This window comes from Streptomyces sp. NPDC102283 (assembly GCF_044766265.1).
Lineage (GTDB): Bacteria > Actinomycetota > Actinomycetes > Streptomycetales > Streptomycetaceae > Streptomyces.
On record NZ_JBIWLQ010000004.1, the window covers coordinates 1 to 23,917 of the forward strand.

A 23,917-nucleotide genomic window follows, 5' to 3' on the forward strand; every position below is an offset into this window, starting at 1 on the left:
CGTTGACTTTTGGCACGCTGTTGAGTTCTCAAGGAACGGACGCTTCCTTCGGTCCCGTATCACCGGGGCCCTCCGGGCGCTTCCCTTCGTTTACTACTTTGTCTTACTGTCCTGCGTTTCCGACTCTATCAGACTCTTTCGTGTCCGATTCCCGGTCGAAGCGGGTCCCGCTTTTCGCTTTCAGATAATTCGCTTTCGCGTTTTCCCTTTCGGCGAGTCCGACTCTATCAGGCCTTTTCCGTCTCCTTGACCACGCCCTGCGGGCATGCCGAAGAAAGGTTCAAGGTTAGGATCTGGGCTTGGAGGTCGCCGCCGACCCCCGACTCAAAGTCGCGTTGGGGTCAGGCAGGAGTACGACAGTACAGGCCTCCGGGAGTCGAGGCAAATCGTTTCTGGTGCACCCCTAGGTCCGCCAAGCGGTAGGTCTCGGGCGGAACCGGGACTTCATATGACTTACTCTGCTGAGCAGTACGCCGTCCCCCATCAGTCGCGGCGGCGACACCTGAATCTCCACCCCCTGGGAGGCTCCCCATGACCAACGTGACGTCCCCTCTTGCCGGACGCGCCATCGGACTCGCCGCGGTTCCCGACCCGGTCTTCTCGGGCGCGATGGTCGGTCCCGGCACCGCCATCGACCCCGTACGTGAGCCCTCCGAGGCCGTGTCCCCGGTCGACGGCATCGTCGTCTCCCTGCACCCCCACGCGTTCGTCGTCGTCGACGCGGAGGGCCACGGGGTCCTGACACACCTCGGCATCGACACCGTCCAGCTCAACGGCGAGGGCTTCGAGCTCCTCGTGAACAAGGGGGACACGGTGAGCCGGGGCCAGAGCATCGTGCGCTGGGACCCGGTCGCCGTCGAGGCCGCGGGCAAATCACCCATCTGTCCGATCGTGGCCCTGGAGGCCACCGCCGAGTCGCTCTCCGATGTCCGTGAGGACGGGGACGTGAAGGTCGGCGACCCGCTGTTCGGCTGGCAGTGACGCCTCGGGCGCAGTGACAAGCCAGTTGCACAACCACCGCGGTGACTCGGTCGCCGCACAACCGGAGACGGGTGAAATGGAGACAACGCTGCGAGGCGTCGGCGTGAGCCACGGTGTGGCCATCGGCGAGGTTCGGCACATGGGTACGGCGGTGCTGGAGCCGCCCGCCAAAGCGATTCCCGCCGAGGAGGCCGGTCGCGAACAGGGGCGTGCCAGGCAGGCGGTGGAAGCGGTCGCCGCCGATCTGATCGCGCGCGGCAATCTGGCCGGCGGCGAGGCACAACACGTGCTCGAGGCGCAGGCCATGATGGCGCAGGACCCCGAGCTGATGTCCGACGTCGATCGGCGCATCGCCGTGGGCAGCACCGCCGAGCGTGCGGTGTACGACGCGTTCGCCGCGTACCGGGCGCTGCTCGCCAATGCCGGGGAGTACCTGGCGGGGCGGGTCGCGGACCTCGACGACGTACGGAACCGGATCGTGGCGCGGCTGCTCGGTGTGCCGATGCCCGGCGTGCCGGACAGCGACGAGCCGTATGTGCTGATCGCGCGCGACCTCGCGCCGGCCGACACCGCGCTCCTCGACCCGACGCTGGTGCTCGGCTTCGTCACCGAGGAGGGCGGGCCGACCAGCCACAGCGCGATCCTGGCGCGGGCGCTCGGCGTTCCCGCCGTGGTGGCGCTGCCCGGCGCCGGTGAGCTGGCCGAGGGCACGGTGGTCGCGGTGGACGGCAGCACGGGCGAGATCTTCGTCGACCCGAGCGAGGAGAAGCGCGCCGAGCTGGAGGGCGCCGCCGCCGCTCGTAGGGCGGCGCTGTCCGCCTCGACCGGTCCCGGCGCCACGTCGGACGGGCACAAGGTGCCGCTGCTCGCCAATGTCGGCGGTCCGGGCGATGTGCCCGCGGCGGTCGAGGCGGGGGCGGAGGGCGTCGGGCTGTTCAGGACCGAGTTCCTGTTCCTGGACGACAGCAAGCAGGCTCCTTCCGAGGAGAAGCAGATCGCGGCCTACCGCGCGGTGCTGGAGGCGTTCCCCGAGGGGCGTGTCGTCGTGCGCGTGCTGGATGCCGGAGCCGACAAGCCGCTGGACTTCCTGACGCCGGCCGACGAGCCGAACCCGGCGCTCGGCGTCCGTGGGCTGCGGAGCCTGCTGGACCACCCCGAGGTGCTGCGTACCCAGCTGACCGCGCTGGCGAAGGCCGCCGAGGGTCTGCCGGTGTACCTGGAGGTCATGGCCCCCATGGTGGCCGACCGTATCGACGCCAAGGCGTTCGCGGACGCGTGCCGCGAGGCCGGGCTGCGGGCGAAGTTCGGCGCGATGGTGGAGATTCCGTCCGCCGCTCTGCGGGCGCGGTCGATCCTCCAGGAGGTGGAGTTCCTGTCGCTGGGCACCAACGACCTGGCGCAGTACACCTTCGCGGCCGACCGTCAGGTGGGCGCGGTGTCGCGGCTCCAGGACCCGTGGCAGCCGGCGCTGCTGGATCTGGTGGCGCTGTCCGCCGACGCGGCTCGTGCCGAGGGCAAGAGCTGTGGTGTCTGCGGTGAGGCGGCGGCGGATCCGCTGCTGGCCTGTGTGCTGACGGGTCTGGGGGTCACCTCCCTGTCGATGGGCGCCGCGTCCATTCCCTATGTACGGGCCACGCTGGCCAAGTACACGCTGGCGCAGTGCGAGCGGGCGGCGAACGCCGCTCGTGCGGCGGACTCGGCCGACGAGGCGCGCAGCGCCGCGTCGGCTGTGCTGTCCGGCGAGTAGTCGGGATCCAGTGGGTCCAGGAGGGGCTTTCCGCCGGGTGGCGGGAAGCCCCTCCTGCTGTGTGGTTGTGGGGTGTCAGTGGTGGGGCTCCGCCGGATCCGCTCCGATGTCGAATCCCGCGCAGTACTCCACGCCGGATTCCGGGGAGACGGGTTCTCCGGTGTCGGCGTCGGTGCAGTAGGCGTTGAAGACCTCGCCCGCGGTGAGCGGGGCGAGGGCTCCGTAAGCCAGGCGCCAGCCGTGGACGCGGTCCGGGCTGTCGGGTGCGCTGGTGCGCAGGACGACTCCCCCGCGCGATTCCAGGGCGATGGCCACCGCGAGGACGGTGGCGAACTCCGCTCCCTCCGTGCTGTCGAGGCGGGCCGGTCCCGTGGTGTCGCGGTGGGTGTGGAGCACGGCCAGGAGCTGGTCGTCCTCCGTCGGGGTGCTGCACACCAGGTGGTGGGCGCCTGGTCCCGCCGTTTCCAGCAGGCGCGTGAGGAGGTGGGAGGCGCGGTCGAAGGCGGCGCGTCCGATGTCCTGGCCGCAGTCGGCGCAGGTGCCGAGGTCGGTGAGGAGAAGGGTGGCGTACTCCCAGGTGGCCCGGCGGACCGCGCGGGAGACGAGGACGGGGATGAGGTCGCTCAGGCGTTGGCCGGTGTAGGCGACCGTGGCTCCGGCGGCGGCGATCTCCGCGGTGAAGCGGCTGCGGCTGGCGCCGGTGTCGGCGTCGAGGCCCGATTCGGCGCAGAACTCCGCGTAGTCCTCCGGGTCGAAGAGGGCGACGGTGGTGTGCACGCCTTGGGCCGCGAACGCTTTGAGCAGGCCCTCGACCTGCTGGAGGTAGACGGTGTGGTCGTCGAAGGCGAAGGTGCGGTAGCGCCGCATGGCCGCGAAGTCCTGTGCGTCGGCGAGGAGGCCGATCGTGCTGGGCGCTTCGCGGCGCAACGCGCGTCGCATGGTGGTGCCGGTGCCGTGCTCCGTGTGGTGGGTGGTGCTGTTCTCGGTGTGGCCGGTCTGCGCCATGTGTCCCCCTGTGCGCGGTGAATCCTTGCTCACTCAGCGTAATCATGGGGACTGACAACCGGGCTGCCCAGTGGCCTAGCGGTGTCGGTTCGCGGCCAGGTCGGCGTAGAAGTGGAGGAGGTCGAGGTTGTCGACGGAGCCCGGGTTGACCGCCTTGGCCAGCTCGGTTCCCTGAAGCAGGCGCTTGACCGGAACCTCGATGCGCTTGCCGGTGAGGGTGTGCGGGATGGCGGGGACCTCGATGACCTCGTCGGGTACGTGGCGCGGGGAGAGGTTCTCGCGGATGGTTCGCTTGATCGCGGCGCGCAGGTCGTCGTCGAGGGTCGCGCCGTCGGCGAGGTGGACGAAGAGCGGCATCCAGTAGCCGCCGTCGGGTTCTTCGAGGCCGATGACGAGGGATTCGCGGATCTCGGGGAGCCGTTCGACGGCCTCGTAGATGTCGGCGGAGCCCATGCGGACGCCCTGGCGGTTCAGGGTGGAGTCGGAGCGGCCGTGGATGATCACCGAGCCGTGGTCGGTGAGGGTGATCCAGTCCCCGTGCCGCCAGACGCCGGGATACATGTCGAAGTAGCTGTCGTGGTAGCGGCTGCCGTCGGGGTCGTTCCAGAAGCGGATCGGCATGGACGGGAGCGGGTTGGTGACGACGAGTTCGCCGACCTCGCCGATGAGGGGTTTGCCGGACGGGTCCCAGGACTGGAGGTCGGTGCCGAGGCAGGGGGCCTGGAGTTCGCCGATGTGGACGGGGAGGGTGGGGACGGCTCCGGCGAAGCAGCTGCAGACGTCGGTGCCGCCGCTGACGGAGGCGATCCAGAGGTCTTCGGCCACCTCGTCGTGGAGCCAGCGGAAGCCGTCGGGCGGGAGCGGGGAGCCCGTGGTGGCGACGCACTGGACGCGGGAGAGGTCGAGGTCGCGGCCGGGGTGGATGTCGGCCTTGCGGCAGGCCATGACGTACGCGGCGGAGGTGCCGTAGAGCGTCGCGCCGGTCTGTTCGGCGACCCGCCACTGGGCTTGGACGTCCGGATAGCCGGGACTGCCGTCGTACAGGACGACGGTGGTGCCGGTGAGGAGGCCGGAGACGAGGAAGTTCCACATCATCCAGCCGGTGGAGGTGTACCAGAAGAAGCGGTCCTCGGGTCCGAGGTCGCAGTGCAGGCCGATCTGCTTGAAGTGTTCGAGCAGGATGCCGCCCTGGGACTGGACGATGGCCTTGGGCAGGCCGGTGGTGCCGGAGGAGTAGAGGACCCAGAGCGGGTGCTCGAAGGGGACCTGTTCGAAGACCGGCTCGGTGTCGGCGGAGGTGAGGGCGGCCCAGGCGAGCGCGCCTTCGGGGGCGTCGGTGCCGAGCAGCGGGATGTGGACGACGGCGCGCAGGGTGGGCAGTTCGCGGCGGAGTTCGGCGACGGTCTCGGTGCGGTCGTGTTCCTTGCCGCCGTAGCGGTAGCCGTCGACGGTGAACAGGACGACGGGTTCGATCTGCTGGAACCGGTCGAGGACGCTGCGGGCGCCGAAGTCGGGGGCGCAGGAGGTCCAGATGCCCCCGACGGCGGCGGTGGCGAGGAAGGCGACGACGGCCTGCGGAATGTTGGGGAGGTAGCCGCTGACGCGGTCGCCGGGGGTGACGCCCAGCGCGCGGAGTTCGGCGGCGAGCGCGCCGACCTGGCGGCGGAGGTCCGCCCAGCTGACGGGAGACTGGGTGTGGGTCTCGTCGACGTACAGCAGGGCGGGGGTGTCGGCGCGGGCCGGGTCCTCGGCGGTGCGCAGGGCGTGTTCGGCGTAGTTGAGGGTCGCGCCGGGGAACCAGGTGGCGCCGGGCATCGCGCGGTCGCCGATGACGCTCTCGTACGGGGTGGAGAAGCGGATGTCGAACCATTCGGCGACGGCGCGCCAGAAGGTGTCGAGCTCGTCGACGGACCAGCGGTGCAGGGCCGCGTATCCGCCCTCGGCCGGGGCGCCGTACCGGGTCGCGGCCCAGTTCTGGAAGCGGGTGACGGCCGCGGCCTCGATGCGGTCGGGGCCGGGCTGCCAGAGCGGGGCGTCGGGCGTGGCTGCGGTCATGAGGGCTGCTCCCTGGCTGTACGGGTACGCGGGGTGGGCGTGTCGGTGCCGCACGGGCCGGGATGTGCGCGTGAGCGGCTGACACGGACGATGCCATGTGATCGTCTTCGGCACCAGGGTGGCCCCTCCGTCAGGAGTTCCGCCCCTCCCCGGCCGGCATGGGTGAACGGCAGTTGAACGGGAGGTTCTGCGGGTCGGGCGGGTGGCAGGGTGTGCGCCATGGACGGTCGTGACCTGGTGCGTCGGGTGAGATGGGTCGGTTCGGTGCGAGGGCTGCGGACGGTGCGTTCGGCGTGGCGGCGGCGGTCCGCGGACGCTGCGGCGCTGCCGGCGCGTGGGGTGGAGCGGGCCCGGGTGCCCGGTGCGCTGACGGGTGCGGAGCCGGCTCCTGGCGGGGGTGTGGTGCGGTTCGCCCGTTCGGAGCTGCGTATCCGTGTGTCGGTGGGCGGTGCGGTGTTCTGGGCGTGGGACGGGGCTCGGCCGCTGCCGTCGTACGCGGTGGCGGGCGAGGCGCCCGCGCCGGATCCGCGGGCGGTGCTGGAGCCGGACAAGGACGGCGGCTGGCAGGTGGTGTCGGAGCGGCTGACGGTGGTGGTGTCGCGGACCGGGGCGGTGGAGCTGCGGACGCCGGGCGGGTTGCTGCTGCGGCGTGAGCTGCCGCCGCGCTGGTGGGAGCCGGTGGGCGGGGGGCCGGTGCGGTGGGTGCAGCGGTCCGAGGTGCCTTCCGACGCGCGGTTCTTCGGTCTGGGCGGGCGGGCGGCGGGACCCCGGTTGCGGGACGGGGTGTACGGGCTGTGGAACACCGATCCCGGCGGGCGTTTCGGTCCGGGGGACGACCCGCTGTATCTGACGATGCCGGTGCAGGTGGTGGTGTCGGACGCGGGGACGCATCTGATGTTCCACGACAACAGCTGGGCGGGGCGGGTGGTGCTGCGGGAGGGCGAGGAGGGCGCCGGTTCGGGGCATGACCGGCCGGGCGCCTGCGAGGTGCGGATGGAGGGCGGGCCGCTGCGCTGCTGGGTGGTGGCGGGGACGCCGGCCCGGGTGCTCCAGGGCTGGACGGCGCTGACGGGTGCGCCGGCGCTGCCGCCGTCCTGGGCGCTGGGGCCGCAGCACGCCCGGTGGGGCTTCGGCAGCGAGCGTGAGGTGCGGCGGGTCGTCGACGGTTACCGGGAGCGGGGGTTGCCGCTGTCGGTGCTGCATCTGGACATCGACCACTACGACGCGCACCGGGTGTTCACGGTGGACCGTGAGCGGTTCCCCGAGCTGCCCGCGCTGGCGAAGGAGCTGCGCGAGGACGGGGTGCGGCTGGTGTCGATCGTGGATCCGGCGGTGAAGGCGGAGCCGGGCGAGGCGGTGTTCGACGCGGGGGCGGCGGTCGGGGAGCGGGGGGCGTACGTCCGGGACGCGCGGGGGCGGGTGGTGGTCGGTGAGGTGTGGCCGGGAGCCTCGGTCTATCCGGACTTCACTGATCCGCTTGTGCGGGATTGGTGGGGATCTCTGTACGAGGAACGGCTCGCGCAGGGCTTCTCGGGGGTCTGGCACGACATGAACGAGCCGGTGTCGTTCGCGGCGTTCGGGGATCCGTCGCTGCCGCGTTCGGCCCGGCATGTGCTGGAGGGCTTCGGTGGTGATCATCGGGAGGCGCACAACGTGTACGCGCTGGCGATGGCGCGGGCGGGTTATGAGGGGCTGCTCCGGTTCCGTCCGGAGGAGCGGCCGTTCCTCTTCTCGCGGTCGGGCTGGGCGGGGATGCAGAGGTACGGGGGCACCTGGTCCGGCGATGTGTCGACGGCGTGGCCGGGGCTGCGGGCGTCGTTGTCGCTGGTGGTGGGGCTCGGTTTGTGCGGGGTGCCGTATTCGGGTCCGGATGTGGGCGGGTTCGACGGGTTCCCGTCGCCGGAGCTGTATCTGCGGTGGTTCCAGCTGGGGGCGTACCTGCCGTTGTTCCGGACCCGTGCGGCGATCGACGCGGGGCTGCGGGAGCCGTGGGAGTTCGGTCCCGAGGTGCTGGAGCACGCGCGGGCGGCGCTGGTGGAGCGGGAGCGGCTCCGCCCGTACTTCGTGACGCTGGCGCAGGTGGCGCGGATGACCGGGGCGCCCTATGTGCGGCCGATGTGGTGGGGCGCGACGGGCGACCGGGCTTTGCGGGAGTGCGAGGACGCGTTCCTGCTGGGCGACGCGCTGCTGGTGGCTCCGGTGCTGGAGGCCGGGGCGCGGCGGCGGGCGGTGCGGCTGCCCCGGGGGCGGTGGTACGACACGGCGACCGGGCGGGCGTACGAGGGGCCGGGCCAGGTCCTGGTCGACGCTCCGCTGTCGCGGGTGCCGGTGCTGGCGAGGGCGGGCACGGTGATTCCGGTGCGGGGTGCGGACGGCGGCGCGGAGCTGGAGGTGTGGGCGCCCGCGCCGGGGCGTACCGGCGGCGGGCTGGTGGTGCCGGACGCGGGCGACGGGTGGGCGGAGGCGGAGGTCGAGCGGTATGTGACGCGGTGGGAGGGCGACCGCGTGGTGGTGGAGCGGGACGGCGCGGAGGACGGGGTCGACTGTCCGGTACGGGTGCGGGGGGCGCGGGGGCGGGGTTAGGGGGCGGGCGTCGGCACGGGGGCGGTGTGGGCGTGTCCGGCACGTGCGTGTCGGTGCGCGGGGGCCCGGTGGCCTCAGCCGTGGCGGCCCCGGGGGCGGTGGCCTCAGCCACGGTCCCACGACGGTGGTCCCCCGGCTGTGGTGGCCTCAGCCGCGGCGGCCGGCGAACCAGGCGTCGGCCGCTTCCGTGTGCAGCGGGAAGGCCAGAGGGCGCGGGCCGTACAGGACGTCGTAGCCGGACGTCTCGTCGGTGGGTGCCGAGGGCGGGAGGCTCGCGAGGGAGCGTGCCGGGAGGAGGCCGAAGACCAGGAGGTGGCCGGCGGGGTCGCTGAGGGTGTCGGCGAGGCGGACGTCCTCCGCGGCGGCCTCGATGCCGGTCTCCTCGCGCAGTTCCCGGGCGACCGCCGCACGCCAGTCCTCGCCGTGGTCGATGAACCCGCCGGGCAGGGCCGTACCGCCCTTCTGCGGCTCGATGGTGCGGGTGATGACGACGAGTCCGGTGGAGCGCGGGCCGGTGACGGGGAGGAGGGCCACCGCGACGGGGAGCGGGTTGCGGTAGGCGGTGGTTCCGCAGTGCGCGCACCTGCGGGGCCAGGCGTCGGCGGACACTAGCGCGGTGTACGGGGCTCCGCAGGTGCCGCAGTGGGAGTCGCGTACGTACCGGGACGGCTGCGGGGCGTTCGGGGATGGGCTGTTGCCGGGTTCGGACACGGGCGGACTGTACCGAACCGGCCTCCCCGCTTTCCGGCTCTCCCCGCTTTCCGGCTGCCTCGCCGTTTTCCGGCCCCCCTGCTTCCGGCCCCCTGCTCTCCGGGGGGCGCGACGTCGCGTCCTTTCCCGGAGGCCGCGGAGCTGATAGACGATGTGCCCATGACAGGAATGCGTACCGCTCTGCGCTCTCTGGCCGCCACGGCCGCCGCCCTCCTCGCCGTCACCGCGCTCTCCCCCGCGGCACAGGCGCGCCCCGAACCGAAAGCTCCCGAGGAGTTCGTGGCACTGCGCTCGGTGGACCCGACGATCATCCAGGAGATGCGCTACACCACGGCGCACACCTTCCTCGGCGAGCGGGTGGACGGATACCGGCAGCCGGTCTGCATCCTGACCCGGCCCGCCGCCCGTGCCCTGCACCTGGCGCAGAAGCGGCTGTCGCGCCATGGGTACTCGCTGAAGGTGTACGACTGCTACCGGCCGCAGCGGGCCGTGGACCACTTCGTGCGGTGGGCGAAGGACCTCGACGACCAGTCCATGAAGGGGGAGTTCTATCCGCGGGTCGACAAGGGCCGGCTGTTCGAGGACGGCTACATCGCGGAGAAGTCCGGGCACAGCCGGGGCAGTACGGTGGATCTGACCCTGGTCCGGCTCCCCGCCCCGCCGACCAGGCCGTACCGTCCGGGCGAGCGCTTGGCCCCCTGCTTCGCGCCGAAGGGCGAACGGTTCCCCGACAACTCGGTGGACATGGGCACGGGTTATGACTGCTTCGACACCCTGTCGCACACGGACGATGCCCGGATCCAGGGGCTTCAGCGCGTCAACCGGCAGTTCCTGAAGCGGACCTTGACCGAGGTGGGGTTCGTGAACCTGCCGGAGGAGTGGTGGCACTTCACGTTCAAACCCGAGCCGTTCCCGGACACCTACTTCGACTTCCCGGTGCACCGCCGGCCGGTCGCCGGGCACTGACCGAAAACGGTCCGCCCCGCGAGGCGGGGAACGGGCGACCGGGACCACCCCCGTGGGCTCCGGCCGCCCGTTCTTCATCTCGGACGCGAAAGGGGCGTGTTCGGTTGCCGATCGGGCGGCTACGGTGCCCGTATGTCACAGCAGACGTTCGATACGTACGAGGAATTCTGGCCGTACTACGTCGCGATGCACTCCCGTGCCGCCACCCGCTGGGTCCATCTCACCGGCACCCTGACCGGGCTGGCGATCTCCGCGTACGGGCTCGCGCGGGGCCGGAAACGCTATCTGGTGGCCCTGCCGCTGATCGGGTACGGCACGGCGTGGCCCGCGCACTTCCTGATCGAGAGGAACAACCCGGCCACGTTCGGACATCCGGTGTGGTCGCTGCGCGGGGACGCGCGGATGATCCGGACGATGCTCGCGGGCCGGGACGCGGAGCTGGCGGAGACCGCGGCGAAGTGGCTGGCGGAGCACGGCGAGGGCGGGCACGGCGAGGGCGGGAGCGCCGACGGGGGTGAGTACGGGCAGGGCGGGGACGGGCGCGGCTGAGGTCCGGCCCGACCGGGGTGACGGGCCGGACCCCTCGCCGGACGAGGGCGCCCGTGGCACACTTCTGACGTTCCGTCAGATCCAGTGCCGGGAGGGGCTTTGTCGCGCACGCGCATACCCGTGGTGGCCGGGTGGTTCACCGAGGACGCCGCGGAGGAGGATTTCCGGCTGCTGGGCACCCGGTGCTCCGGCTGCCGGTCGGTGCACTTCCCCCGGGAGGACGGCCACTGCCGCAACCCGGGCTGCCCCGGCGGCGAGCTGGAGGAGGCTCCGCTGTCGAAGCGGGGCACGGTGTGGTCCTGCACCGACGGGCGCTACCGGCCCCCTCCCCCGTACGTCAGCGACCCCGATACGCCCTGGACCCCGTACACGCTGGTCGCCGTCGAGCTGGCCGCCGAGCGCATGGTGGTCCTGGGGCAGGCCGCCCCCGGGGTGGGCGTGGCCGATCTCCCCGTCGGCTCGGTGGTGGAGGTCGTACCGGGTGTCCTGACCGAGGACCGGGCGACGGGAGTCGTGCACACGACCTGGCACTGGCGTCCCGTCGCGGCGACGGGGGCCAAGTCATGACCGGCGGAAGGGCCGGCGACGTGGCCGTCCTCGGGGCCGGGATGCACCCGTGGGGCAAGTGGGGGCGCGGTTTCGTCACGTACGGGCGGATCGCCGCACAGGCCGCCCTGGCTGACGCGGGCATCGGCTGGCCCGAGGTCAGGTCGGTGGTCGGCGCGCAGACGGTGCGCGGGGGCTATCCGGGGTACGTGGCGGGCGCGACGTTCGCCCGGGCGCTCGGGTGGCAGGGGGCGCGGGTGGCGTCCGTGTACGCGGCCTGCGCTTCCGGGGCGCAGGCGATCGACACGGCGCGGGCGCAGATCCTGGCGGGTCTGGCGGACGTGGTGCTGGTGGTGGGGGCCGACGCGGCGCCCAAGGGGTTCTTCGCCCCGGCGGGCGGGGAGCGGCCGGACGACCCGGACTGGCTGCGCTTCCGGGTGCTCGGGGCGACGAATCCGGCGTACTTCGGGCTGTACGCCCGCCGCCGCATGGCGCTGTACGGGGACACCTCGGAGGACTTCGCGCTGGTCAAGGTGAAGAACGCGGCGGCGGGGACGCTGAACGAGTACGCCCGCTACCGGGTGCCCGTCACGGCCGAGGAGGTCGCCGCCTCCGCGCTGGTCGCCGATCCGCTGCGGCTGCTGGACATCTGCGCCACGTCCGACGGAGCCGCCGCCCTGGTGCTGTCCAGCACGGAGTTCGCGCGGCGTCGCGGGGTGCGTGATCCGGTGCGGATCCGGGCCGTCTCCACCGTGTCGCCGACCTATCCGAGGACCGTCCTGGACCTGCCGGACATCGGCACGGACTCGGCGGTGGCGGTGGACCCCTCCCCCGAGAGCTTCCGCGCCTCGATCGCGCGGACCGCGTACGAGGAGGCGGGGATCGGGCCGGAGGATCTCTCGCTGGCCGAGGTCTACGACCTGTCCACGGCCCTGGAGCTGGAGTGGTACGAGGACATCGGGCTGTGCGGTCCCGGCGAGGGAGCGAAGCTGCTCAGGACGGGGGCGACCGCGCTGGGCGGCCGGGTCCCGGTGAACGCGAGCGGTGGTCTGGCCTCGTTCGGCGAGGCGGTCCCCGCGCAGGCCATCGCACAGGTCTGCGAGCTCACCCGGCAGTTGCGCGGACAAGCCGGGGAGCGACAGATACCGGGCGCACGGGTCGGCATCACGGCGAACCAGGGGCTGTTCGGGCACGGCTCGGCGGTGGTGGCGGTCCGCTGAGCCCGGCCGCCCCCGCCAGGTTTTCCCTGCCCTTTACTTGACTGGGCGTCACCGCCGCAGAACACTCGGGGCCCGGTCCGCCGGACGACGTGCGGCCCGTACCCCTGTCGGCGGGGGTACGGGCCGTACGCGTACCCGGGACTGCTCGACTCAGGTGGCGACGGGTTCACGGGCCCGTGCCGCGCGCTCCAGGGCGTGCTCCACGACCGCGACCAGGACGTCACGCACGGAGGACCGGTCCCGCGCGTCGCAGACGAGCACGGGGACCTCGGGGTCGAGGTCGAGGGCGGCCTGCACGGTCTTTGCCGGAAACCTCTCGGCGCCCTCGAAGGTGTTGACCGCGACCGTGAACGGGATACTCCTGCGCTCGAAGTAGTCGACCGCGGCGAAGCAGTCCTCGAGACGCCGGGTGTCGGCGAGGACGACCGCGCCCAGGGAGCCCTGGGCCAGTTCGTCCCACAGGAACCAGAAGCGGTCCTGGCCCGGCGTGCCGAACAGGTAGAGGACCAGGTCCTCCCGCAGCGTGATCCGGCCGAAGTCCATCGCGACCGTGGTGGTGGTCTTGGACTCGACCCCCGCCAGATCGTCCACCGGGCGGCCCGCCTCGCTGAGGCGTTCCTCCGTGCGCAGCGGCCTGATCTCGCTGACCGAGCCGACCGCGGTCGTCTTGCCGACGCCGAAACCTCCCGCCACCAGGATCTTCAGAGTGACGGGCTCGACGTGCCGCTGCTTCTCGCGCCTAGAGCGCCCGAAGGCCATTGATAACCTCGCGAAGAATGTTCACGTCCGGCAGCTCGGCCGGTGGAACGGGACGGGTGACATGCACCAGCTCGTCCTCGACGAGATCGCCGACCAGGACCCGTACCACCCCTACGGGAAGGTCGAGTTCGGCGGCGAGCTCGGCGATCGACTGGGGCATGTCGCTGCAGAGTTCGACGATCGCCACATGTTCGGGGGCGAGCGTCTGGTCCCGGCCGGGATCGTCGGCGGCCGGTTCCGGGACGACGAGCGCGATCAGGTCGAGGCGGTGACGGGAGGCGCTGCTGGTGCGCCCGCGGGTCATCGCGTACGGGCGGACCACCGGTCCCGCCTCCGCGTCGTACCACCGCGAGACCTGGGGATCGAGGGACCCGTCCGTGGATCCGGGGCCGGTGCCCCGGGGGGAGTCGGCGCTCATGCCCGCCACCCTCACCCTCCGGCGGACAGACCGGTCGTCCGTGGGGCGTTGGCGAGATGGACCCCCACGCGCTTGACCATGAGTGTCATCTCGTACGCGACCTGGCCCACGTCGGAGTCGGCGTCCGCCAGGACGGCGAGACAGCTCCCGTCGCCGGCGGCCGTGACGAAGAGGAAGGCCTCGTCCAGTTCGACGACGGTCTGGCGCACCCGGCCCGCGTCGAAGTGGTGGCCCACTCCCTTGGCGAGGCTGTGGAACCCGGAGGCCACGGCTGCGAGGTGCTCGCTGTCCTCACGGGTCAGGTCCGCCGAGGCGCCGGTGGCGAGTCCGTCGCTGGAGAGCACCAGCGCCTTGCGGATGCTGGCGACGCGCTGGACGAGTTCGTCGAGCAGCCAGTTCAGTTCGCCCGAGCCGTGGCGTGCGGGGTTGTGTGCTGCGGCGTTCGGTGCGGTCATCGACCGTCCCCTCCCGGAGTGGTTCCTGGTGCTGTGCCACCGGGGCCGCCGGTGGGCTCGGTGTCCTCGGTGGCTTCGGCGTGCGCGGTGGTTTCGGTGTCCGCCGTGTTCTCGGTGGACTCGGCGGCGTTCTGCCGACGGCCGCGCTGCCAGCCCCGCTGGAGCGAGGCCATGCGGTCGCGTACCTCGTCCGCGTCGCGGTCGCCGTCGTCGAACGTGTCCACGGGCGCCCGCTGAGGAGTCCGGTCCGCGGAGTCCTCACGGAGCTGACGGGCGAGGCTGGCCTGCCGGACCCGCCGGGGCAGTCCGCCCACGGTGTCGGGCTCCGGTGGGGCGGGCGGCACCGGGGTCCCGTCGTGCCGTGTCCCGGGGGCCGGGGACGGCTCAGTGGCCCGTGGTGCTTCCGTGACGCGGGATGTCTCTGTGGCGCGGTGTGCGGCCGCTCGTACGGTCCAGGGCGTGTCGGAAGCCCCGGTCCTGTCTGCCGTCCCGGGTGGCCTGTCGGCGGTGTGCGGGACCGGACCGGTGGACTTCGCGGAGGTCTCGACCGGGCCGTCGCCCGGGGTGTCGACCCGGCGGCCCCGGTCGGAGACCAGCGTCGGGGTGCGGCGCGGCAGCGGGACGGGTCCGGCGGGGCGCATCGGGCGCACCTGCGCCGTGGGCTCGTCGCCGTGGTCGCGGGCCTGCTGGTGCTGGTCCCGGTCGGCCGCCCGGCGCATGCCGCCGGGCTCGTCGCGACGTGAGCCCCGGTCGTCCTCGCGGCGCAGGTCCCGGGCGCGGAAGATGCCGCCGCGCTCGCTCTCGGTGTCCTCCAGGTCGGACACGCCGTCCAGGACCGGGCCCAGGGCCGGGTCCAGGGCCGGGTCCAGTTCGGGATCCGGAGCGGGCGAACGGTCCAGCCGGTCGCCGGTGAAGTCCAGCGGGCCGACCGGGGCCTCCAGCTCGACCGGCCCGTCCAGGACGCCCGGTGCGGTGAGCCCGGTGGGCACCGGAGACAGGGCCGTAGACCTGCCGTTGACGCGGCGCTCCCCGCCCGTGACCGTGCTCTGCGCGCCCTGCGCCGCCTCCGGGCCGTGGCCGCTGCCGATCGCCCGCTCGGCCCGGCGATCGAGGCGGAATCCGGTGCCGTGGGTGTCGGGGGCGTCGGTGAGCAGCGCCGCGGGGATGAACACGACCGCGGTGGTGCCTCCGTACGGTGATTTCTGCAGGGAGACGCGGACGTTCTGCCGCTGGGCGAGTCGGCTGACGACGAACAGGCCCAGCCGGTCGGTGTCGGAGAGCTCGAAGTCGGGGGTCTCGGCGAGCCGCAGGTTGGCGTCGAGGAGGATCTCGGGGGCCATACCGAGGCCCCGGTCGTGGATTTCGAGCGTGAAGCCGTTGGAGACGCGTTCGCCGTGCACCTGGACCGCGGTGTGCGGGGGTGAGAAGACGGTGGCGTTCTCCAGGAGTTCGGCGATCAGATGGGTGAGGTCGGCCACGGCGGGGCCGCCCACCCCGATCCGGGCGAGGCGCCGGACCTCGATGCGTTCGTAGTCCTCGACCTCGGCGACCGCGGCCCGCACGACGTCCATCAGCTGGATGGGCTTGCGCCACTGACGGGAGGGCGCGGCGCCGGAGAGGATCACGAGACCCTCGGCGTGGCGCCGCATGCGGGTGGTGAGGTGGTCGAGGCGGAACAGGTCGGCCAGCTCGTCGCCGTTCTCGGTGCGGCGCTCCATCGCGTCCAGCAGCGTGAGCTGACGGTGCAGGAGGACCTGGTTGCGGCGGGCGAGGTTGACGAAGACCTCGGAGACGCCGCGGCGCATGTCCGCCTGCTTGACCGCGGCCTCGACGGCGGCCCGCTGGAGGGTGTTGAGCGCCTGTCCGACCTGGCCGATCTCGTCGGGCTCGTAACTGAGGTGCGGGGCCTCGGTCTCGACGTCCACCTGCTCGCCCGCGGCCAGCCTGCGCATGACGCTCGGCAGCCGGACGCCGGAGACCTCGTGGGCGTCCTTGCGCAGCCGGGAGAGGTCGCGGACGAGCTCACGGCCGACGCGTACGGAGACGAAGACGGAGACGATCAGGGCCAGGAAGCCGAGGATCCCGGCGATCCCGGCCTGGACGAGGACCCGGTACGCGGCCGGCTCGGAGCGGTCCTGGAAACGGTTGCCCATCTCCGTGGCGTCGCCCGCCAGCCGGTCGAGGACGAGGACGGCCGACTTCTCCCAGCGTTCGGCGTCGACGGCGCCGGGGCTCTTCGTCGGGCCGGCGGCGATCAGAGTGTCCTCGGCGGTGCGCAGTGGTTCGGTGTCGGGGCTGCCCCAGAACTGCTCGACGCGCCGGCGCTCGGCTGCCGGCAGGTTCTCCAGGCTGACCTCGTAGAGCAGCTCGCGCTGGGCGACGAGGCCGGATATCCGGCGCAGTTCGGAGGTGGTGAAGCGGCCCGCGATGAGGCCCGAGGCGATCAGCGCGTCCTCGCGGGAGAGCATCTCCCGGGCCCGGGAGATGCCGACCAGGCCCCGCATCTGCTTGTCCATCGACACGTTCTCCAGGGTGTGGAGTCCGTTGAGGAAGCGGTACGAGGGGTCGACGAGGCCGTTGTAGAAGTCCATCGCCTTCGCCCGGCTGATGGTGCGCCTCTCGACCGATTCGCGCAGGGCGTCCAGTCCGTCGAGGGCGCTGAGGATCGCGTCCAGGCGGCCGGCGTCGGAGTCGGTCAGCGCCTCCCGGACGCCCTGCTCCCGGGCGTTCTCCCTGACCTCGCCCACGATGCGGTCGGTGGCGGCGCGTTGGCCCATGAGTACGGGGAGCGCGTCGGAGGCCCGGGGATCGGCGAGGAAGACCAGCGTCTGCCGTCGCTCGTCCTGGACGGCGCGGACGGCGTCCTCCAGCGGGTGGCCGACCTTCTCCACGATGGATCCGGCGCTCAACAGCTCATCGGCCTGACGGCCGGTGATGTAGGTCGCGAAGACCCAGAGGCCTGTGAGGGAGACGAGCGGCACCAGCAGCAACGCCACGATCTTCCTGCGGATGGACTTCCCGCGAAAGCGCATGGCCTCCCCCAGATCGACCCCGCACCGCGGGGGTGGTCTTCTCCCGGTCGTCCCTCGGCCCTGCCCCGCCGCGCACCGTGCGTACACCGGCGCGCATCGGGCGGACGCGGGCGAGGTCCGTCCTGCGTCAATAAACGGCGCGAGCCTACTACCGACCCAGAGACAACTCGAAGACACGTCCGGATGATTTTCAGCCGCCCCTCCTCGGCTTGATCATGAGTTGTCCCGGTATTCCCGGAGATGAAATTCGCGAAAGCGACAGTGGACACCAGCTGGATCTGTCGGCGCCGACACGTATCAGTTGGCTGGAATTATTCGCTCCGTGCCCTTCTGTGCCCTGCGAGCGTTTTTCAGGGGAATCTTCGGGACGAGTGGTTCGTCCATATGTACGGGGTAGACGCACGGTGGGGTCGTGCGCGGCAGGACGGACGTGTTCCGCCCGCGTAGAACCGGCGCAAGCCGGGCAGCCACCCTGAAGTCGGACAGTGGTGGGGAGTTGAAGGTCCTTGAGCACGCAGGAACGCGGGAGCGCCGGAGCACCGGCGGCCGCGGATACGGAAGCCGCGGACGGGGCACGGGTCCCGCGGCAGTTGTGGGTGGAGGAGTCGGCGTCGAAGCGACGGATGCCCGACGCGGTGCGGACGGCCGCCGTGCGCGCCGTGCTGATCCTGTCGCTGACGATCATCCAGGCGATGATCGCCTTCCTGAGCACCTTGACCGGCTCCTGGCTGGCCTTCCCGATGGTGCTCAGCAGTGTGGCCAGCACGGTGGTAGCCACCTGGTCGGTGCTCGACGTCTGGGTGACCCGCCAGGTGTGGAACCAGCGCAACGGCGTGGTGTCCGGGCCGAGCAGCTCGGCCCGGCAGATACGCCGTGAGCGGCGCCGGTCCCGGCGGGCCGAGCGGGCGGCCGAGCGGGACGGCACGGGCGGTGGCATAGGCGACCGCCGGAAGACCGGAGACCTCTCCCGGGCCTGATCCCGGACCCGCCACCGTTGCCGGGCCGAGCCGCCCGGCAACGGTGGCGGTCTGCGGCTACGCGCCAGGCTGTGGCGCCGGGGTTTCGGCGGTGGTCTTCTCGTTCCTCTTGAACATACGGGTCGCCGTGATCTCGCCGTGGACCGTCTCTCCGTCCGGGTCCTGCTGCGGCAGGCCGGGGCGCAGATGCTCCTCCACGCTGATGTACTTGAGTCCGGCCCTCAGGTCCGCGTCGTTGCGCAGCCGGATCACGAGAGGAAACTCGGCGAGCGCGGTCGTGTCGAACAGGCCCGTCGTGTAGAGCAGTTGCACGCCCAACGCGTCCGACACCGCCCGCTGGAGCTCCAGCAGGTACGTGGCGTTGGCGCGGCCGATCGGATTGTCGAGGAACAGGGTGCCCGCGTGCCGGTGACGGTCGCGGCCCCGGTCGTTGCTGCGCAGCGCCGCCATCGTGCAGTACAGGGCGATGGCGGCGGTGAGCAGCTGCCCGCCGGAGAAGACGTCGCCCATCTGCCCGACGGGGACGCGCTCGGCGCGCAGCACGGCGTCCGGCTTGAGGATCTCCACCGCGATGCCCTTGGGCCGCAGCGCCGCCTCGACGCCCCTCAGCAGCAGGGACATTCCGTCGCGGCGCAGGTCGGAGTTCTTCTTGAGGGCGGCGTGGGTGGCCTCGTCGACGACCTCGCCGAGGCGTTCGGTGAGGGTGGCCTGGTCGGGTTCCTCGAAGCGGATCCGGAGGAATTCCTGGCCCGACCACTCCCCCAGCCCTTCGGGGAGCTGGGAGAGCCGCTGGGCGGAACGCAGGGTGGTGAGCGCGGAGTCGACCAGGCCGCGCAGCCGGTCGACGATCGAGTCGCGGTTGCGTTCCAGCTGGATCAGCTCGTCGGTGAGGACGCGCAGCCGGGGAGCGAAGGCGTCGGCCCACTTCCGGGCGTGCTCGGGCAGTGCGGAGGCGGGCAGCTCGCGGATCTGCTGGCGGGCGGGGGTGCGGACCTGTTCGTAACGGGTGGAGTTGGCGTGCCGGACGAGGACGTCGCTCGCTTCCCGGACGGCGCTCTCGGCCGCCGAGAGGTCGGCGTTGCAGCCGCGCAGGGAGCGGCGGGACTCGGCGGCGGACTGCCGGGCCTCCTCCAGGGTGCCGGGGTAGGGGTCGGGGTGCTCGGTCCCGTCCTCCGTGCCGTGGTCGCGCAGGAGGTCCCGCAGCAGGGCCGCCGTCTCGTCGAAGCCTCCGGCGGAGTCCTCGGCGGTGCGGTGGGCGTGCAGCAGCTCGCTGTGGGCGGCGCGGGCGGTGTCCAGGGCTCCGGTGGCGGCGGCCAGCTCGGCGGTGGCGGTACGCAGGAGGGACTGGGCCCCTTCGGCGTCGGCCGGGACGAGGCCGTCCGGCAGTTCGGTGTGGTGCTGCCGCTCGTCGTCGGGGGCGAGCCGCTCGGCCTCGCCGCGCAGCCGTCCCAGATGCTCGCTGGCGGTGGAGGCGCGGGTCTCCAACAGCTGGACGTGTGCTTCGGCACGGGCGGCGGCGGCCTGGCGCGAGGGGCCGTCGGCTCCGTCGGTGCCCTCCAGGAGCTGGGCGGCGCGGGTGCGGACCTTGATGGTGAGGCGGTCCAACTCCGCGAGGGCGGCGCTCTCGTCGCTCTCGGCGCGGGCTTGTTCGGCGCGCAGGTCGGCGCCGACGCCGACCTTCTCGTACAGCTGGGACGCGGCCCGGTAGGCCTCGCGCAGGGTGGGCAGGGCGGTGCGGGCCGCGGTCTCGTCGGGCTCGGGGAGGACTTCGGGGACACCGGCGATCTCGGCGCGCTCGGCCCGCAGGGCGCGGGCGGTGCGGCGGGCATCGTCCCCGGCGCGCTGGGCGGCCCTGCGGTCCTCGTCTGCGGCGCGGGCGAGGTCGAGGCAGACCGCGGCGCGGGCCTCGGACTCGGCGGCCTCGTCGACCAGTTCGCGCAGCCGGACCTGCCAGCCGGCCCGCTCCCGCAGCCGGTGGGCGAGCCCGGCCAGGGCGTCGGCGGCGCGGCGGGCCCGCTGGGCGGCTTCCTGGCGCTCGTCGCGGACGCGGGCGGTGTCGGCGGCGGCCTCGTCGGCCTCGGCGCGGGCGGTACGGGCCTCGGCGAGGACGGCTTCGGCGCTCTCGGCCGCCGTACGGGCGGCGGCGGCGGCCTCGGCCAGTTCGGTGAGCATGCCGGGCGGGCAGTCCGCGCGCCAGGAGCCGATGCGGGCGGCCAGCGCGCGGTCCCCGGAGAGTCGGGCGGCGAGCGTCCTGATGTCCTCGTCGCGGGCGGCGGCACGGCTGCGCAGCGCGTGGCGCTCCTCGTCGGCGGCGTGTTCGTCGTGCATCGCCGGGTTCGGCGGGACGAGGAAGACGCCGTCGTGCTGCGCGTCGGAGCCGGCGCCGGGGGCCGGTACGGGGGCGAGGAGGGCGGCGGCGGTGCCGACGGCCACGGTCGATCGGGGCAGCAGGGCCGCGCTGCCGAGGACCTCGCGCGCGCGGGTGTGGGCGTCGGGGTCGGTGATGACGACACCGTCGACGAGCTCCGGGCGGGCGGCCAGGACGGTGGCGTGGTCGGCCGGGTCGACGGCCTGCGCCAGGTAGCGCCAGCCGGGCAGGGCGGGGATGCCGTGCTCGCCGAGATACTCGACGGTGGCGAGGACGTCGGGTCCTGGCGGCAGCAGCCCGCCCTCGCCGAGCGCGCCGAGGATGCGGGCGTCGTCGGCGGCGGCGGTGCGCAGGTCGAAGAGGCGGCGTTCGGCGGCGGCCACGGACTGGTCGATGAGGTCGCGCAGCTCGTCGGCGCTGCGGTCGAACTCCTCGGCGGTCAGCGGCTGCCGGGCGGCGGCCTGGTCGGCGAGCGCCACCGCGCGGTCGGCGGACGGTCCCGCGGCGGGGCCCGCGCCGTCGCCGCTCGTCCGGCCGGAGCCTGCGGTGGCGGTCCGGTCGGGTCCCGGGACCTCTTCGGCGGCTTCCCGCCGTGGGTGCGGGACGCCGGTGGCGGAAGGGAGGCCCAGCAGCTCCGCGAGGCGCGGGTCGGCGGCGATGGAGGCGGCGGCGCGGAACTCGTCCTCGTGACTCTGCTCGGCCGCCCTGGCCCCGTCGGCGGCGCGGGCGGCGGCCAGATCGGCGCGGCTCTCGGCGACGGCCGCCTCGCGGGCGGTGTCGGCGGCGCCGCGCGCGGCTTCGCGGGCGGTGTCCCAGGCGGCGACGGCGGACTGTTCGGCATCGCTGGCGGCGAGGGCCGCGCGGGCGGGGTCGGCGTCGGGCGCGGTGTCGTCGAGCCAGCCGGCCCGGACGGCTTCGGCGGTCTCCTGGCCGACTTCGGCGAGGCGCTGGCGCAGGTGTCCGGCCTCACTGCGGGCGCGCTGGGCCTCGGTGGCGGCGACGGTGGCGTCGCGGTGGGCGCGCTCGCCGGTGGCCTGGAGGGTGTCGGAGCGCTCCTCCTCCTCGTTGGCGACGCGCTCGCCCTCCTCGGCGGCCTTGTGCAGGGCGCGGACGAGGTCGGTGGCGGCGGCGGAGCGGGCGGCGAGGGCAGGGGCGGCGTCGCGCTCGGCCTCGCGGATGGCGGCGGCGACCCTGGCGGAGCGGTCGGCGGCGACGCGGTGGCGCAGGACGGCCTCGGCGGCCTGCCAGGCGGCGTGCAGAGTGCGGGCCTCGACCAGCTCCTTGCGACCGGCGGCGGCGCTCTTCTCGGCGGCGGCCAGGGCCAGCGAGGCGTGCCGGTAGGCCAGTTCGGCGGCGATCAGGGACCGGCTGCCCCGGGTGGACTCGGCCTCGGTGACGGTGTGGGCGGCGGCGGTGACCCGTCCGGCCAGCTCGGCGGTGCGGCCGCGTTCCTCGGCGGCACGGGCGGTCAGGCGACGGGCCAAACTGCGGGTGCGGCGCTCGGCGCCGGCGTGGATGTCGCGGGCGCGGGCGCGGGTGTCGGTGGCCTCGACGATCCGGTTGAGCAGGTCCACGGAGCCCGCGGTGAAGTCGCGTTCGGCGGTCAGCTCGGCGCGGCGGCCCAGCTTGTTGCCGAAGCCGCTGACCAGGTCGGCGAGTCCGTCGGTGTCACGGGTGTCGGTGACGGCGCGGAGCAGGAGGTCGGTGAAGTCGGAGTCCTTCTTCACCGCGAAGAGTCCGGCTGCCTCGCCCTCGTCGGCGTTCATCTCGCGCTGGTAGCGGAAGAGTTCGGGGTCGAGGCCGAGATCGCCGAGGTGTTCGTTCCAGCGGTCGTGGATCTCTTCCCAGTGCACGTCGAGGTGCGCGTAGAACTTGCCCGCGTCCATCAGCGCGTCGCGGAAGCCCTTCATGGTGCGCCGCCTGCCGCGTGCGCCGGAGACACCTTCGGCGGGGCGGCCCACGGCGGAGGACTCGGCGACGGGCAGGCTGTCCAGGCTGAGCCCGGGGCCGGGCCGGAACGAATACCAGGCCTCGGCGAACTTGCGGGGGTCGCCCGAGACCTGACGGCCACGCCACTCGCTGACCTTGCCGACGACGACGCACTCACCGGTGAGGGTGTGCTGCCACTCCAGGGCGACGTGCCCGCAGTCGTCGGCCAGGAGGAACTTGCGCAGCACGCCGGAGCTGGCGCCGCCGAGGGTGTTGCGGTGGCCGGGGAGCATCACCGAGAAGATCAGCTTGAGCAGGACGGACTTGCCGCCGCCGTTCTCCAGGAAGAGGACACCCGCGGGGGCGGGGCGGCGGGGCGGGCCGACCGGCTCGTCCTCGAAGAACTCCGCCTGGGCGGGGGCGGGGCTGGGAACGGGTGCGCCGACGCCGCGCAGATCGAGGACGGTGTCGGCGTAGCGCGCACCGGCAGGCCCGATGGAGTAGAGGCGGACCCGGGACAACTCGTACATGGCGGCGGACTCTCGTCGTTCGGTGAGCGGGTGCGGAGCGGCAGGTGCGGGGCGGGGCGGACTGATCGGGAACGGCCGGTCAGGTCAGGTCAGGCACAGTCAGGAGTGGAAGGGCAGGCCCGCGTCGGCGGCCAGCTCCATGCTGTCGGGGTCGGGCGGCGGCAGCAGGGTGGCGGAGCCGTCGGTGACAGGGACGACGCCGAGCTCCAGCAGTTCGGCCATGGCGGCGCTGCCCGCCAGGTCGCGGACCTGGAGCTGGTAGCGGGCGGTGGTGCGGTAGGCGCCGCCCGCGTCGTCGCCGGTGCGCTGGAGGAAGCCGGAGTCGGTGAGGAAGGCGACGGCCTTGCCGATGATGCCGGTGGTGGATCCGGCGAGCCGGCGGGCGTCCTTGGTGGCGCCGGTGGAGCTGCGGCGGGTGTAGATCCGCCAGCTGGCTTCGAGTCCGGGGGCGTCGCTGGCCGGGTCGGTGTTGTCGCCCTGTTCCTCGGCGCGCTCCTCCAGTCGCCGGCAGGCCTGGCGTACGAAGGCGTCGACGCCGTTGACCGTGATGCGGCCGATGTAGGCGTCGTCGGCGAGGTCCTCGGGGCGGGGGAAGGCCAGGGCGGCGACGGCGAGGTGGGCGAGACCGTGCAGGAAGCGGTCGGCGGCGTCGGAGGAGGCGCGGCGGGCGTAGTCGCCCATGCGGACGGCGAAGACGGAGTCCTCGCCCGCGGTCACGGCCATTCCGGCGCGTGGGGAGACCTCCAGGACGATGAGGCCGAGGCCGGTGGCGACGGCGTCGGCGAGCCGGGCGAAGGCGCTCTCCTCGCGGTAGCGCCGCAGCAGGTCCGCGTACTCGGCGTCACGGGCGGGCAGCAGCTTGGGCTGGAGCCCGAAGGAGACCAGCCGGGCGGCGTCGGCGGCGTCGGCCGGGGTGACGGGAGCCTGGCCCGCGGGCTCGGCGGCGCCCGGGTGTGCGGGGTCGCCCGTGTGCGGGGTGGCGGTCCCGGCGTACGCGTCGGGCTCGGTCCACGCGTCGGGGCGCTCGGCGTCGTGGTCGCTCACGGCTGGGACTCCTCGGTACGGAAGACGTGCGGGTGCGGAAAC

Annotated in this window: 17 protein-coding genes; 8 read left to right on the top strand and 9 right to left on the bottom strand. The window is 73.1% G+C overall.

From position 1 onward, the window contains the following. Nucleotides 1-531 precede the first annotated feature (531 nt). A complete protein-coding gene (locus ACIRJT_RS09260; RefSeq protein WP_403906593.1) occupies nucleotides 532-981 on the top strand; it encodes a PTS glucose transporter subunit IIA in 450 nt (149 codons plus the stop codon). 76 nt (nucleotides 982-1,057) lie between these two features. Beyond that, complete coding sequence (gene ptsP, locus ACIRJT_RS09265; protein WP_403906596.1) at nucleotides 1,058-2,728, top strand: phosphoenolpyruvate--protein phosphotransferase; 1,671 nt, start codon at nucleotides 1,058-1,060, stop codon at nucleotides 2,726-2,728. Nucleotides 2,729-2,803: 75 nt separating this feature from the next. Here the strand turns inward: ptsP and ACIRJT_RS09270 are convergent, their stop codons facing one another. Further along, nucleotides 2,804-3,733, bottom strand: coding sequence for a hypothetical protein (locus ACIRJT_RS09270; protein ID WP_403906599.1), 930 nt, complete (start codon nucleotides 3,731-3,733; stop codon nucleotides 2,804-2,806). 75 nt (nucleotides 3,734-3,808) lie between these two features. Continuing rightward, nucleotides 3,809-5,788, bottom strand: a complete 1,980-nt coding sequence (locus ACIRJT_RS09275) for an acetoacetate--CoA ligase (protein ID WP_403906601.1) — start codon at nucleotides 5,786-5,788, stop codon at nucleotides 3,809-3,811. A 219-nt stretch (nucleotides 5,789-6,007) separates the two neighbouring features. Here ACIRJT_RS09275 and ACIRJT_RS09280 point away from each other — a divergent pair, with 219 nt between their 5' ends. Continuing rightward, nucleotides 6,008-8,371 (top strand): glycoside hydrolase family 31 protein, encoded by a 2,364-nt coding sequence (locus ACIRJT_RS09280; RefSeq protein WP_403906603.1) that lies wholly within the window; start codon nucleotides 6,008-6,010, stop codon nucleotides 8,369-8,371. A gap of 147 nt (nucleotides 8,372-8,518) precedes the next feature. Here the strand turns inward: ACIRJT_RS09280 and ACIRJT_RS09285 are convergent, their stop codons facing one another. Beyond that, on the bottom strand, nucleotides 8,519-9,082 hold the full coding sequence (locus ACIRJT_RS09285; protein ID WP_403906606.1) for an NUDIX domain-containing protein: 564 nt from the start codon (nucleotides 9,080-9,082) through the stop codon (nucleotides 8,519-8,521). A gap of 168 nt (nucleotides 9,083-9,250) precedes the next feature. Between ACIRJT_RS09285 and ACIRJT_RS09290 the strand changes: the two genes are divergently transcribed. From ACIRJT_RS09290 to ACIRJT_RS09305, 4 genes are all read left to right on the top strand, one after another. Further along, on the top strand, nucleotides 9,251-10,048 hold the full coding sequence (locus ACIRJT_RS09290) for a M15 family metallopeptidase (RefSeq protein ID WP_403907491.1): 798 nt from the start codon (nucleotides 9,251-9,253) through the stop codon (nucleotides 10,046-10,048). A gap of 132 nt (nucleotides 10,049-10,180) precedes the next feature. Then, nucleotides 10,181-10,597 carry an Mpo1-like protein gene (locus ACIRJT_RS09295; protein WP_403906609.1) on the top strand — a complete coding sequence of 139 codons (417 nt, stop codon included), beginning with the start codon at nucleotides 10,181-10,183 and terminating at the stop codon, nucleotides 10,595-10,597. A gap of 99 nt (nucleotides 10,598-10,696) precedes the next feature. After that, nucleotides 10,697-11,164: a Zn-ribbon domain-containing OB-fold protein gene (locus ACIRJT_RS09300; protein WP_403906611.1), complete on the top strand. Its 468-nt coding sequence runs from the start codon at nucleotides 10,697-10,699 to the stop codon at nucleotides 11,162-11,164. Beyond that, on the top strand, nucleotides 11,161-12,363 hold the full coding sequence (locus tag ACIRJT_RS09305; protein WP_403906614.1) for a lipid-transfer protein: 1,203 nt from the start codon (nucleotides 11,161-11,163) through the stop codon (nucleotides 12,361-12,363). Before ACIRJT_RS09300 ends, ACIRJT_RS09305 begins: the two co-directional genes overlap by 4 nt. A 150-nt stretch (nucleotides 12,364-12,513) precedes the next feature. On the opposite strand, the gene ACIRJT_RS09310 is transcribed toward ACIRJT_RS09305, so the two are convergent. The 4 genes from ACIRJT_RS09310 to ACIRJT_RS09325 are packed head-to-tail and all read right to left on the bottom strand — an operon-like array spanning nucleotide 12,514 to nucleotide 17,027. Continuing rightward, nucleotides 12,514-13,122: a GTP-binding protein gene (locus ACIRJT_RS09310; RefSeq protein WP_403906616.1), complete on the bottom strand. Its 609-nt coding sequence runs from the start codon at nucleotides 13,120-13,122 to the stop codon at nucleotides 12,514-12,516. After that, a complete protein-coding gene (locus ACIRJT_RS09315; RefSeq protein WP_403906619.1) occupies nucleotides 13,103-13,540 on the bottom strand; it encodes a DUF742 domain-containing protein in 438 nt (145 codons plus the stop codon). The genes ACIRJT_RS09310 and ACIRJT_RS09315 overlap by 20 nt, the downstream gene beginning before the upstream one ends. An 11-nt stretch (nucleotides 13,541-13,551) precedes the next feature. Beyond that, nucleotides 13,552-13,995: a roadblock/LC7 domain-containing protein gene (locus ACIRJT_RS09320; protein WP_403906622.1), complete on the bottom strand. Its 444-nt coding sequence runs from the start codon at nucleotides 13,993-13,995 to the stop codon at nucleotides 13,552-13,554. After that, nucleotides 13,992-17,027, bottom strand: a complete 3,036-nt coding sequence (locus ACIRJT_RS09325; protein WP_403906624.1) for a nitrate- and nitrite sensing domain-containing protein — start codon at nucleotides 17,025-17,027, stop codon at nucleotides 13,992-13,994. Before ACIRJT_RS09325 ends, ACIRJT_RS09320 begins: the two co-directional genes overlap by 4 nt. A gap of 623 nt (nucleotides 17,028-17,650) precedes the next feature. Here ACIRJT_RS09325 and ACIRJT_RS09330 point away from each other — a divergent pair. Beyond that, the gene (locus ACIRJT_RS09330; RefSeq protein WP_403907493.1) at nucleotides 17,651-18,004 is read left to right on the top strand and encodes a hypothetical protein; all 354 of its coding nucleotides are present in this window, start codon (nucleotides 17,651-17,653) and stop codon (nucleotides 18,002-18,004) included. Between the two features lie 57 nt (nucleotides 18,005-18,061). Here the strand turns inward: ACIRJT_RS09330 and ACIRJT_RS09335 are convergent, their stop codons facing one another. Next, nucleotides 18,062-22,831, bottom strand: a complete 4,770-nt coding sequence (locus ACIRJT_RS09335) for a hypothetical protein (RefSeq protein ID WP_403906626.1) — start codon at nucleotides 22,829-22,831, stop codon at nucleotides 18,062-18,064. Nucleotides 22,832-22,930: 99 nt separating this feature from the next. Continuing rightward, nucleotides 22,931-23,875, bottom strand: coding sequence for a hypothetical protein (locus tag ACIRJT_RS09340; protein ID WP_403906628.1), 945 nt, complete (start codon nucleotides 23,873-23,875; stop codon nucleotides 22,931-22,933). Nucleotides 23,876-23,917: the final 42 nt, after the last annotated feature.